The organism is Actinospineispora spinosispora DSM 44797 (genome assembly GCF_000429025.1).
Lineage (GTDB): Bacteria > Actinomycetota > Actinomycetes > Mycobacteriales > Pseudonocardiaceae > Pseudonocardia > Pseudonocardia spinosispora.
In genome coordinates this window covers 906,403-918,238 of the sequence record NZ_KE386833.1, presented here as the reverse complement: position 1 = coordinate 918,238, position 11,836 = coordinate 906,403, and the positions used below count along the sequence as shown (strand labels likewise).

The window sequence follows — 11,836 nt, the reverse complement described above, 5'->3', positions numbered from 1 at the left end:
CGATACAACACGTCCTTTCGATCACCGCGGGATTGCGGTCCGGGTATTCCGGACGCGCGCCGGGCCGGTGAGCCGCGGTCCGGCATGGTGCGGACCGACGCACCCGGCGTCTACTCTTTCCGGAATGAGCAGGTCCTTTCGGCCGCGGCGGCCACGGTGACCGTTCCGAGAGCCGGGCGATCCGGCGAACCGCCGCGCAGCCCCGAGATTCAGTCGGTGGCTCGCGCCTCCGCGGTCCTGGGCGCGGTGGTCGACAGCCCTCACGGCCTCACCACCACCGAGATCGCCAAACGGACCAACCTCACCGTCAGCACCGTCCACCGGCTCGCACACACTCTGACCTCCGGCAACCTGCTGTGCCGGGACCCGGACAACGACCGGTTCCTGCCCGGCCCGGTGCTGTTGCGGCTCGCCCGCAAGGCCCTGGACACCTCCGGCGTCCCTGAGGCGGCGGACGTCCTCAAGGAGCTGGCGGACCGTACCGGGGAGACGGCCAGCATCGGCATGCGCAGAGGCGACGAGGTCCTCATCCTGTTGTCGGTTCCCTCGACCCGGTCACTGCGCTACACCGGACGCCCCGGAACGCGCATCCCCCTGCTGGACTCGGCGATCGGCGCCGCGATCGTCGCGTTCGGACCCGACGCGATCGCCGAGGCGGCCACGGTCCTGACCCGCGCCGGAGACGCGGGTGCCCCCGGCGGGCCCGTCGCCTCGACCTGGGCGAGGGAGATCGACCTGCTGGCCATCCAGTTCCGCGGTTACGCGGTCCTCGATGACCCGCACGACCCCGCGCTGCGGGCGGTCGCGGCTCCGGTGCTGGGTGCCAGTGAGTTCGTCCGCATGGGGGTCGAGATCCAGGGCCCGGCCTCCCGGATGCCGGAGGCACAGCTCGACACGCTCGGCTCCATCGTCCGGTCCGCCGCCGACGCACTTGAGGGTTTGCCAGTTTCGATAGCCTTCGGTGAGCTGTGATCTCACCACCGCTCGTCGTCTGACCTGCGCGAACGCGCCGCTTTGCAGGATGCGAGAGCAGTTCCCGCATCCTGCAAAGCTATTGTTGACCGGATCGGTCAACATGCTTACCATCGAGTCGGCGGCCTGACCGGTCGCCCGGACCCGGTGGGGAGGCGGCACCAGATGGCAAGAACGGACGCCCCGGACACCATCGTGGTGTCGCCGAACCACGTCGTGTTCGATCTCCCCGATCTCATCGCGGTACGAGAAGGCCTGTTCGAGGCCGTGGGCCTCGACGTCCGTTTCGCCACGACCGAGGACACCGCCAACCCCACCGAGCAGGATCCGGCGGCCCGGCACAAGGAGTCGCTGTTCGCGGCCGCGAGGGCGGACATCTACAACGTCTGCGAATGGGGCGGCATCGACCGGCTGGAACGAGACACCCGGGGCGGACGCATCGGCTACCTGCGAGCAGCGGTCGTCGCGCAGGCGCTGGTCAGCCTCGACGACGACCTGAACGAGCCGCACGACCTGGGCGGCGTCCCGGTCGCGGTCAACACCTTCACCGGCTCGCACTACACCGCGCTGCACCTGCTCGAGGGCACGGTGCCCCGCGAACGGATCGTCCTGGAACACATCGGTTCCCCGATCGTCCGCCTCGACCGGCTGCTCGCCGGTGAGCTGCGCGCCACGATGCTGATGGAGCCGTTCCTGAGCCTCGCGCTGAAGCACGGCGCCCACATCCTGGGCACCTACACCTACCGGGGTTCACAGGTCATCGCACCGCACCTGTCCTACGAACAGCAGGACGCCTACACCTCCGCCGTCGACAAGGCCGTCGACCTGATCAACTCCGACCGTCAGCGGTACGCGCCGATGATCGCGGGCGAGCTAGCCGGCCGGCTCGATCCGGCCGACCTGCGTCCGGACTTCTACCGCTACACCCACATCGCGCCCTTCACCGAGCGCCGGTTCACCGAGACCTACGCGTGGATGCGCTCCTGGCGGCTCACCGACGGCCGCACCGGGTACGAGACCCTGCGGGCCATGCGATGAGCACGGGCTCCCCCCTCTCGCCGCTGCTGACCCGGCGCCGTCACGTCGACCTGTTCCTGATCAACGGCGGGACCTGTCCGGCCCACTGAGCCCTCTGCACACCGCGGTCGCTGGACCGCGCCGTCGATCGACCTTTCAGACCCGCCGCGCCGTGCCCGCTCCCGGCGCGTGGCGGCGCGCGCCCGCGCGCCCGTACGCCTTTCTCCGAGGAGAGCCCTCATGTCCCCTGGTGCCCACCTGCACGATCGCAGGACGGTGCTGCGCGCCGGGCTGTTCGGCCTTGCCGGCGCCGCCGCGACCTCCTTCCTGGCCGCGTGCGGTTCCCCGTCCGGCGGTCACGGCACCTTGGCGGCCCGCGTCGAGGACACCCAGGCCGGAACGGCCGGCGCGATCATCCGGCCGATCACCGAGCAGAACGGGCTCCTAGGTGCCCTCGACCTGACCTATGTCGCCGGGACCGGGCCGGGCGACGTCCAGAACAAGCTGCTCTCCGGCGCACTCGACGTGTCCAGCATGGGCCCGCTCGGCGCGGCGGTCGCCGGTGAGGCCGGAGCCGATCTCGTGCTGTTCAGCACCAGCCTGAACAACCACGTCCGCTGGCTCGTACCGGAGAACAGCCCCTACCGCACGCCCTCGGACCTGCGCGGTAAACGTGTCGCGACACCGCCGAACAACAGCGACGCGTTCCGGTCCACCCAGCTGGCGGCGGCGGTCAACGGCAGCGAGCTGACCAAGGACTACCAGCTGTTCCCCGGCGCGGTCCTGGCCGGGCTGGCGCTGTTCGACCGGGGTGACGTCGATGCGATCGTGACGATCGAGCCCAACGCGACACGGCTCGTCGCGCGAGGGGCCCGCCAGATCGCGACGGTCGGGCAGCTGTGGTCCCAGGGCACCGGCGAGGACCCCAACACCCTGTTCCTCAACGCGCAGGGAAGCACCCGCGCGTGGGTCGAGCAGAACCGGCCGGTGGCGGCCGCGCTTGCGGAGCTGCGGCTGCGCGCGCACCGGATCGTGCACGACCGGCCGAGCGTGCTCGCGGACCTGCACGAGGCCTACGGCATCCCCGCCACCGAACGTGCCGCCATCGAGCTGCTGCCCACCCGGCTCCCGGACATCTACCCCGTCGAGTGGGGACCGACCACGTTCGCGAACCTCCGCCGCCAGCTGCAGGTCGCGCAGAGCGTCGGCCTCGTCAAGGCCCAGCCGGCCAAGGACCCCTGGATCAACCTCGGAGCGCCCGCATGACCTCAGTGCACATCGATCAGCGCCCAGATACCGCGCCGGGCACCACGCCCGCATCGAGCCCGCCGTCCGGAGCTCGACCGAACCGGGCTCGGCGGCTGGGCCGCGCGCTGCCCTCGGTCCTGTTCCTCGCGCTGTTGGCGGCCGCCTGGCAGGTGATGGCCATCGCGCTGCACAGCCTGCTGGTGCCGGACGTCCCGGCGATCCTCGGACAGCTCGTCGAGATCGTGGCCGACGGCTCGTTCGCCGAGCAGCTCGGGATCACCGTGCTGCGGGTGGCACTCGGGTTCGTCTGCGCGTTCGTCGTCGCCGTCGTCGTCGGCATCACGATGGGCCGCAACGAGTTCGCCCGCCGGTTCTTCGAACCGGCGGTACTGCTCGGGCTGACCATCCCGGGCCTGGTCTGGGCACTGCTGTGCGTCATCTGGTTCGGCATCGCGCTGGTCAACCCGGTCGCCGCCGTCGCACTGTCCGCGGCGCCCGCGCTGATCCTCACGATCTACCAGGGCACGCGCTCGGTGGATCCGGACCTGCTGGAGATGGCACACATCTACCGCTTCTCGCTGCGCACCCGGTTGCGCAGGCTGTGGCTGCCCGCGCTCGCTCCGTCGCTGTTCGGCGGCGCACGGCTGGGTCTGTCACTGGGCTGGAAGGTCATCGTGCTCGTCGAGGTCTTCGGGATGTCCAGCGGCGTCGGCTACCAGCTCAACAACGAGTTCGCCTCACAGAACGTCGCCGGGGTACTCGCCTGGACCCTGCTGTTCGCCCTCGTCATGGCCGTCCTCGAGTACGGGATCCTGCAGGGCCTCGAACGTAGGGCGAGCCGGTGGCGCAAGGCGGTGTCGGTATGAGCGCCCCGGCTCGCGGTGCCGCTCGGGTCCGGCTCGACGGTATCGACAAGACCTTCGTCGACGCCCGCAACGGCACCCCGCAGCGCGTGCTCGCCGACTTCTCGCTGACGGTCGCCGAGGGCGAGCTCGTCGCCGTCGTCGGTGCATCCGGAACCGGGAAGACAACCCTGCTGCACCTGGTCGCCGGCCTCGTCACCCCCGACGCCGGCACGGTCCGGACCGACCGGCCTTCGGACAGCTCCGATCCCCGGCTGGGTGTGGTCTTCCAGCAGCCCCGGCTGCTGGACTGGCTCTCCGTCCGGGAGAACGTCACCCTCGCGCTGGACGCCGCCGGGCTGGACCCGGCGGGCGCTGACGCCGCGCTGGAGTCGGTGGGACTGACCGAGTACGGCGGCTCGTTCCCGACGGTGCTCTCCGGTGGCCAGCGCCAGCGGGTCGCGGTCGCCCGTGCCTTCGCCGTGCAGCCGGACCTGGTGCTGCTCGACGAGCCGTTCAGCGCACTGGACGAGCTCACCGCCCGGAAGCTGCGGCTGATCCTGCAGGACCTGTGGATGCTGCGGCCCCGCACGGGCCTGCTCGTCACCCACAACCCGCTCGAGGCCGCGCTGCTCGCGGACCGGGTGATCGTGCTGGCCGGACGTCCCGCCCGCATCGCGGCGGAGTACCGGGTCGACCGCGATCGCCCTCGGTCCCCGGAGGACCCGTACCTGTTCGACCTGCACACCCAGATCGTCTCCGCACTCGGCTAGATCCGTTCACCCAGGAAAGAGGGACCGATGAGCGCACGACCGAAAGTAACCATGGAGCTGTTGTCCCTGGTGTTCTCCCTGCCCCAGCTGGTCGCCAAGGACGAGGGGTTCTTCGATGAGGAGGGTGTCGACGTCGAGTTCGTGACCAAGGACTACGCCACACCCGGCATCTCGCCGCTCGAGGACCACGAGCTGCTCAGCTCGTTCGGGTCCACCAAGTCCCACTTCGAGAGCGGCGAGGCGTCCCTGTACCGCGCGTGCGAGTGGGGCCAGATCCGTCGCACCCAGGACACCACCGTCGGTGGTCGTGTCGTCAGCAAGCGCGCCGCGGTGAACAGCCAGGCGATCATGGTCCGCCCGGACGCCCCGGAGAACCACCCGCAGGACCTGGCAGGCAAGGAGGTGGCGGTCAACTTCCACCACGGCTCCCACTACGTCGCGCTGCAGACCCTGGAAGGTTTCCTGCCCCGCGACGAGATCAAGGTCGTGCACGTCGGAGGTCCCCGGATCCGCTTCGAGCAGCTGCGGGACGGCACGATCGCGGCGGCCGCGCTGATGGAACCCTGGATCTCCCTGGCCGAGAAGCAGGGCTTCAAGGTGCTGGCCGAGGCGTACTACGTCGGCGCGGAGATCGCCAGCCCTGAGGTCGACGCGGTCACCTACGCCGCGCTCAACCGGGCGGTCGTCAAGGCGGTGCAGAAGATCAACGAGAACCCGAGGCCCTACCTGCACCACCTGCTGGCGGAGATCCCCGCCGAGCTCGGTTCGCTCACGCCCGAAGACATCCCGCTCGGGCGGCTGCGCTACGTCGAGCCGGCCCCGTACCCGCAGGACCAGTTCCAGCGCACCTACGACTGGATGCGTTCCTGGGGCCTGATCGAGGAGACCAACACCTACGACTCGGTGGTGAAGAACCTGGTGACCGTCTGAGACATCCCGCGCACCACGTCGCGGACGACCGAACCGAAGCAACAGCCGTGGCCAGGGCTCGTGAGTGTTGAGTGTGGCTATAGCCAGACTCAACACTCACGAGGGGGGCCGGCGCTCACCCGTCGGTGGCCTCGCTCTTCTCCACGTAGCTCAGCTCGGTCGGGGTCAGCTCCTCGTGGCAGGCCGAACAGGTCAGCACCGAGTGGGCGACCTGGCCACAGCGGGTGTGCCGAACCTCGCGGCGTTGACCCTCCGGCGCGCCGAGGCTCGCGTCGCCGAGCCGAGCGATGATCACCAGAGCGGGGGTCAGCTCGATCGCGGCCTTGGTCAGGTGGTACTCGTACCACGGTTTGTCGTCGCGGTAGGGCCGCTGCTCCAACAGACCAGCCTCGGTCAGGGCGTTGAGCTTGCTGGTCAGAACGTTGGGGGCGATGCACAGCGCACGCTGCAACTCACCGAATCGGTTCGTGCCGAACGCCACCTCCCGCAGGATGAGGATGTTCCACCGCTCGCTCACCAGCTTGAACAGCCGCTGACCCGCGTCGGCGATCGGCTCGCCGGACCGGCGTGTTGCCCCGGTGCTCTTCGTGGTCGCCATGACCCCAATCTAACGACATGGAAGTACTTGTGACAGTGAAGTACTTAGTTTCCGGCCTCGAGTCGCGGCGCGCGACCCCAGCCGGACACCAGAACCGTCGCGGCGGCCACCGCCAGTGCCGAGCCGACGACCAGCAGAACCTCACTGAGCGCATGCGCCTGCGCCATCAGCTGCAGGCGTTGGGCCAGCGCCGAGAGGGCTTGCGGTCCGTGTTCCCGCAACTGCGTCACCTCCGGTGTGGCGCCGCCGTTGCCCGACTGGATCAAACCGGTCTGGTTGGAGAACAGCCCGGCCTGCTGGACCGTCGCGAACGCGGTGAACGCGGTCAGACCGAGCGGCGCGAGGATCCGCTGCACCACGACTCGCAGGACGGTGCCGTCGCCGACCTGGTCCGGCGGCAAGGACGTCACGATGGAACCCATCACCGGCACCAGGCACAGCCCGGCACCCGCGAGTACCACGCAGGCGCTGACGATCATCTGTGATCGCGGGATGTCGACCGTGACGCGGGAAAGCATGAGCATGCCGCATGCCATGGTCGCCATGCCGATGATGACCGGCCACCGTGCTCCGAGCCGGTGACCGAACAGTACCGCGCACAGGGACATCACCATGAAGGTCAACCCGGCCGGCACCGTGTCCAGGCCGGTGTTCGTCGAGGTCAGGCCCTGGATCTTGAGCAGGAAGGCGGACAGGTCGGACAGCGACAGCGTCATTCCGGTGAACACCAGCTCGACCATGACCAGCGCGATCACGTACGACCGCAGCGCGAAGACCCGGACGTTCAGCAGCGGCTGCTCCACCCAGAGCTCGATTCCGACGAACAGCGCCAGCGCATTGGTCCCGACCGCCAGCAGCAGGAGCACCTTGTAGCTGGTCCAACCCCACAGCTGCCCCTGGGAGATCGCCAGCATGATGGCGCACAGGCCCAGCGCGATCGTGACGAATCCGGGGACGTCGAAATGACGGTCCGGCCTGCCGGCGAGCGTGGGCAGCACGGCCGCCGCGATCACCAGCGCAACCAGCGAGATCGGCACCTCCACCGCGAAGACCCACCGCCAGCTCAGACTGTCGGTGAGCGAGGCGGACAGCAGCGGGCCGAAACCCATACCCGCCACAGCTCCCCCGACGTACAGACACATCGCGGTCCGCATCCGCGCCACCGGGGTGAGGCGGACGAGCAGGGTGATCGCGGTGACCGGCACGAGCGCTCCCGGTATCGCCTGCAGCACACGAAGCAGGACCAGGGTCTGCAGGCTGTCCGCGAATGCGCACAGCAGTGACGTCGCCGCGAACATGCCCAGCATGAGCATGTACAGCCGGCGCAGCCCGAGCCGGTCGGCCAGCCAGACGCTCAACGGGATCGCGATACCCATCGTGAGCAGATAGCCGGTGGCCACCCACTGCATGTCCTGGGTGAGAGCCAGGAACTCCTTCTGGATCGCGGCGAAGACGACGTTGAGCCCCAGCGAGTTGAAGATCGACAGGAACATGCCGACCCCCACCAGCACCGCACAGAGCAGCCAGTGTTCGGCGGCCGGAGTGCCGGTGGCCGTCAGCGACTCCGTCGCGGGTGCCTGCTCGGTCGAAACGCTCACGATGCCCCCCAACACGGCTAACTACGAAATAGCAAGTACATGCATAGTTGAAGTAGGTGCCGGAGCGGAACACCAAGTGACTCAAGTCGCATCTGTTTTGCTACTACTTACATTTCAGGAGTAGCTTCGTCTGCGGGCCGACACTCCCGGTGGGCGGCGACGAGGGGCGGTGGACGACAGTGCCAGGCGAACAGGATCTCCTTCCCCGACTGTCCGTCGAGTGGACCGAGCACTGGGAGGAAGACACCGAACCGCGCGGGCGGCACCTCGCACGACGCGTCGCAACGGTGGCGGTTCTCGCCGTCGCGACGCTCACGATCGGCGTCATCGTCATGCGAGCAGCCCTCGCCGCTCTCCCGTCACTCACGAGAACACCGGAGCTACTGGACCGGGCCGCGAGCCTGCTCTCACTCGGCACCACCGACCTGTTCGTCGTGCCGGGAAGGCCACTGCTGTCCACGCTGATCAACGCCGGTGTCGCCGGGGGCGTCTGGACGGTGTTCGCGGTCCTGGCGCTACGAGTGGTCCGGCCGACCATCGACCGCGCACCGGCCAGGCCGCGAGCCGAGCGCGTCGACCGGGTCGGCCAAATCCCGAAGCCCACGCGGGTGATCTTCGCGGTGGTCGCGGTGGTGAGCCTTGTGGAACTGGGCGGCTTCAACGGCAACTACCTGCTCTACAGCAGCCACTACGTGTCCACCGAGAACGCCACGGTCGACGGCGACCGGATCGAGATCAACGCGCCGGTGTCCGGCGTGGTCACGAACTGGGCGCTCACCGAGGGTTCGCAGGTCAGCGGCAACGAGATCGTCGGTCGCATCAGGCCGGTCGGCGGCGGAGCCCGGCCGATGCGCACGGTTCGCGCACCCGGCGCCGGGGCGGTCGCGGTCGACAACGTGGTGGACGGCGCCTACGTCGAGGCGGGCACCAACCTGGCCACCGCGTACGACCCGTCGCGCATCTACGTGACCGCCCGGATCAACGAGGACAACGTGGAAGCGGTGGCGCCCGGGGCGATCGTGGACCTCACGGTCGACGCGTTCCCCGACACGCCGATGACCGGCATCGTGCAGGTCGTGCAGAGCTCCACGGCCAGCCCGCTGAGGACCGCGTCGGTTCCCGGCGCCGCCGACCCGTCCACTCCCCAGGCCGTGATCCAGTATGTGCCGGTCAAGATCGCGCTCCTGGACACCGCCGGCCACGTCCTCTCCCCCGGCATGAACGTCGTCGCACACATCCGCAAGTGACCTCACCCCCGCGCTGACACGCCCGGCTCACGTAGAGGGTTTGCCCGACTTCGAGAGCGTCCTGAGCATCGAACAGGTGTCCCGAGAGGTCGCCCGGGACTGTCTCGTCACCCGCACCCGTCAGCGCTCCCGGGTACCGACCAGCGTCTACGACAACGAGCTGCGCCCCTTCGGGATCACTCCGGTGAAGGACAGGTGGTCGGCGCCTGCTCATCGACCGCGGCCCGGCAACCCATGTCACCGAGACGACTCACGGTGGTGCGCCACGACTCGCCTCCCAGCCGGCACCGTCGCCGGTTGCCCCGATCGGCGGGTGGTGACCTCGGTTGCGGCCCGCGTCACATCCCGGGGTCCGTTGTTGACACGGTAACGTTCCGGCTGCCTATCGTGGACCGGTGCACGGGTTCGGCTCCTTCTACCGGGTGTGCGGCTGCTGTCATCGCCTGCATGTGGACACCTGCCGGGTGTCCAGCACGGCCTGTCGTCCCTGACGATCGACCGCCGTCCCGTTCGCACTCACCTCGGAGTACCCCGTGACCCGTCAGATCCGGCTCAATGCGTTCGACATGAACTGCGTCGCGCACCAGTCCCCCGGCCTGTGGCGCCACCCGGACGACCAGTCCGCCCGCTACAAGGACCTGTCCTACTGGACCGACCTGGCCCAGCTGCTCGAACGCGGCCTGTTCGACGGGTTGTTCATCGCCGACGTGCTCGGCACCTACGACGTCTACGCAGGCTCGCACGAAGCCGCGATCCGGCAGGCCGCGCAGGTTCCGGTGAACGATCCGCTGCTGCTCACTTCGGCCATGGCCCATGTCACCGAGCACCTCGGTTTCGGCATCACCACCGCGACCGGCTTCGAGCACCCGTACCCGTTCGCCCGCAGGATGAGCACGCTGGACCACATCACCGGCGGACGGATCGGCTGGAACGTGGTGACCGGCTACCTACCCTCCGGTGCGCGCAACATGGGCCACGACGACCAGGCGCAGCACGACGACCGCTACGACCACGCCGACGAGTACCTCGAGGTGCTGTACAAGCTGTGGGAGGGCTCCTGGGAGGACGGCGCGGTGATCCGCGACCGCGAGCGCGGGGTGTTCACCGACCCGGCGCGGGTCCACCCGATCGGACACCGGGGCAAGCACTTCACCGTGCCGGGCATCCACCTGGCCGAGCCCTCGCCGCAGCGCACGCCGGTGATCTACCAGGCAGGCGCATCACCGCGAGGGCGGCGGTTCGCGGTCGAGAACGCCGAGGCGATCTTCACGGCGGCGCCCACGAAGGCGCTGCTCAAGGAGACCGTGGCGGACATCCGTGACCTGCTGCATAAGGCCGGACGCGACCCGTACTCCGCCCGGATCTTCAACCTCCAGACGGTGATCACCGACGCGACGGACGCGGCCGCGCACGCCAAGCACGACCAGCTGCAGTCCTACGCCAGCGATGAGGGGTCACTGGTGTTCATGTCCGGTTGGATGGGCATCGACCTGTCCCGCTACGACCTGGACGAGTCGATCGGCAACGTGGAGAGCAACGCGATCAAGTCCGCGGTGGCGGCGTTCTCCCAGGCCGATCCGGACGGCCGGGACTGGCGGGTACGCGACATCGCGGCCTGGGGCGGTATCGGCGGGATGGGTCCCCGGGTGGTCGGCTCGGCGGCGACCGTCGCCGACGAGCTGCAGTCCTGGGTGGAGGAGACAGATGTGGACGGGTTCAACCTGGCCTACGCGATCACCCCGGGCACGTTCGTCGACCTCGTCGAGCACCTGGTCCCGGAGCTGCAGCGGCGCGGCGCCTATCCCACCGAGTACGTCGAGGGCACGCTGCGTCACAAGCTGCTCGGCCGGGGCGACCGGCTCCCGGACGAGCACCGGGGCGCCTCATATCGCGTCGGCGGGCCGGCCTCCACCATCCCGGGCTGACTCACCCGCGGCGGCGCGGGTCTGCTCGCTCGGTGGCGCCTCGAGCATCCCCTGGATGGTGTCCAGGACGTTGGACATGGCGTACGGGGCCGACCAGAGCCGGCTCCCCCCGGGTGAGGCGAGCGATCGTTCCCGGGCCGCGCCCGCCGCGTTCAGGTAGATCACAACGAGCGAGATCCGCTGCTCGAGGATCGGCCTCGGCACGTCCGCGATGAGTAGCAGCAGGTACTCGACGCAGCGGCGGTACCCGTGGTTCCAGGTGTCGCCGAGCGTCTCACGGACGAAGGCGCGATCGTTGAGCTCCAGGTTGGCGATCATCTGCAGATAGCTCGCCTGGGCCGGATCGGCGGACAGCTCCACCACCGGCACGCTGAGCACCTCGAGGATCTCGCGCACCGTCGGCTCCCGATCGGCGTCCTCCAGCGCACCGAGCATCTCACGGCGGCGGGCGTCGAGGATCCTCGCGCCGTCGATGATCAGCTCTCGCGCCAGCTCTTCCTTCGAGCCGAAGTAGTAGCTCAGCGACGCGTTGTTGCGCTGCCGCGCGGCCGCGATGAGGTCGCGCACGGTCACCCCGTCGATCCCTCTGGTCGCGAACAACCGCTGCGCGGCCGACTTCAGCCGCGCACGGGTCTCGGCGCCGTCCGAGCGGTGTGGCCTGGTGGTTCCCGGCACGCTCACCCTCC

Annotated in this window: 11 protein-coding genes; 8 read left to right on the top strand and 3 right to left on the bottom strand. The window is 69.2% G+C overall.

The window, feature by feature from the left end:
- The first annotated feature begins 156 nt into the window (after positions 1 to 156).
- The 6 genes from G406_RS0127960 (at position 157) to G406_RS0127930 (ending at position 5,782) form a co-directional block, all read left to right on the top strand.
- Positions 157 to 972, top strand: coding sequence for an IclR family transcriptional regulator (locus G406_RS0127960; protein ID WP_169736800.1), 816 nt, complete (start codon positions 157 to 159; stop codon positions 970 to 972).
- Between the two features lie 165 nt (positions 973 to 1,137).
- The gene (locus G406_RS0127955; RefSeq protein WP_028936323.1) at positions 1,138 to 2,010 is read left to right on the top strand and encodes a substrate-binding domain-containing protein; all 873 of its coding nucleotides are present in this window, start codon (positions 1,138 to 1,140) and stop codon (positions 2,008 to 2,010) included.
- 219 nt (positions 2,011 to 2,229) lie between these two features.
- Entirely contained in the window at positions 2,230 to 3,255 is a 1,026-nt protein-coding gene (locus G406_RS0127945; RefSeq protein ID WP_028936322.1) for an ABC transporter substrate-binding protein, read from the top strand.
- Positions 3,252 to 4,103, top strand: a complete 852-nt coding sequence (locus tag G406_RS0127940) for an ABC transporter permease (protein ID WP_211241266.1) — start codon at positions 3,252 to 3,254, stop codon at positions 4,101 to 4,103. Before G406_RS0127945 ends, G406_RS0127940 begins: the two co-directional genes overlap by 4 nt.
- The gene (locus G406_RS0127935) at positions 4,100 to 4,852 is read left to right on the top strand and encodes an ABC transporter ATP-binding protein (RefSeq protein WP_028936320.1); all 753 of its coding nucleotides are present in this window, start codon (positions 4,100 to 4,102) and stop codon (positions 4,850 to 4,852) included. The genes G406_RS0127940 and G406_RS0127935 overlap by 4 nt, the downstream gene beginning before the upstream one ends.
- Before the next feature lie 27 nt (positions 4,853 to 4,879).
- The gene (locus tag G406_RS0127930) at positions 4,880 to 5,782 is read left to right on the top strand and encodes an ABC transporter substrate-binding protein (RefSeq protein WP_028936319.1); all 903 of its coding nucleotides are present in this window, start codon (positions 4,880 to 4,882) and stop codon (positions 5,780 to 5,782) included.
- Between the two features lie 115 nt (positions 5,783 to 5,897).
- Here the strand turns inward: G406_RS0127930 and G406_RS0127925 are convergent, their stop codons facing one another.
- Both G406_RS0127925 and G406_RS0127920 read right to left on the bottom strand, forming a co-directional pair.
- Positions 5,898 to 6,380, bottom strand: coding sequence for a winged helix-turn-helix transcriptional regulator (locus tag G406_RS0127925; protein ID WP_084216416.1), 483 nt, complete (start codon positions 6,378 to 6,380; stop codon positions 5,898 to 5,900).
- Positions 6,381 to 6,424: 44 nt separating this feature from the next.
- On the bottom strand, positions 6,425 to 7,978 hold the full coding sequence (locus tag G406_RS0127920; protein WP_156935197.1) for an MFS transporter: 1,554 nt from the start codon (positions 7,976 to 7,978) through the stop codon (positions 6,425 to 6,427).
- A gap of 179 nt (positions 7,979 to 8,157) precedes the next feature.
- Between G406_RS0127920 and G406_RS56160 the strand changes: the two genes are divergently transcribed.
- Complete coding sequence (locus G406_RS56160; protein ID WP_051342770.1) at positions 8,158 to 9,225, top strand: HlyD family secretion protein; 1,068 nt, start codon at positions 8,158 to 8,160, stop codon at positions 9,223 to 9,225.
- Between the two features lie 533 nt (positions 9,226 to 9,758).
- Positions 9,759 to 11,150, top strand: coding sequence for an LLM class flavin-dependent oxidoreductase (locus G406_RS0127910; RefSeq protein ID WP_028936315.1), 1,392 nt, complete (start codon positions 9,759 to 9,761; stop codon positions 11,148 to 11,150).
- Here the strand turns inward: G406_RS0127910 and G406_RS50390 are convergent.
- Positions 11,109 to 11,825: a TetR/AcrR family transcriptional regulator gene (locus G406_RS50390; RefSeq protein WP_064743090.1), complete on the bottom strand. Its 717-nt coding sequence runs from the start codon at positions 11,823 to 11,825 to the stop codon at positions 11,109 to 11,111. The two genes, G406_RS0127910 and G406_RS50390, sit on opposite strands and share 42 nt — an antisense overlap.
- Between the last annotated feature and the right edge of the window lie 11 nt (positions 11,826 to 11,836).

Coding starts and splice junctions, on each gene's coding strand:
- G406_RS0127935 (WP_028936320.1), top strand. CDS start 4,100: ATGAGCGCCCCGGCTCGCGGTGCCGCTCGGGTCCGGCTCGACGGTATC.
- G406_RS0127940 (WP_211241266.1), top strand. CDS start 3,252: ATGACCTCAGTGCACATCGATCAGCGCCCAGATACCGCGCCGGGCACC.
- G406_RS0127955 (WP_028936323.1), top strand. CDS start 1,138: ATGGCAAGAACGGACGCCCCGGACACCATCGTGGTGTCGCCGAACCAC.
- G406_RS0127945 (WP_028936322.1), top strand. CDS start 2,230: ATGTCCCCTGGTGCCCACCTGCACGATCGCAGGACGGTGCTGCGCGCC.
- G406_RS0127930 (WP_028936319.1), top strand. CDS start 4,880: ATGAGCGCACGACCGAAAGTAACCATGGAGCTGTTGTCCCTGGTGTTC.
- G406_RS0127925 (WP_084216416.1), bottom strand. CDS start 6,380: ATGGCGACCACGAAGAGCACCGGGGCAACACGCCGGTCCGGCGAGCCG.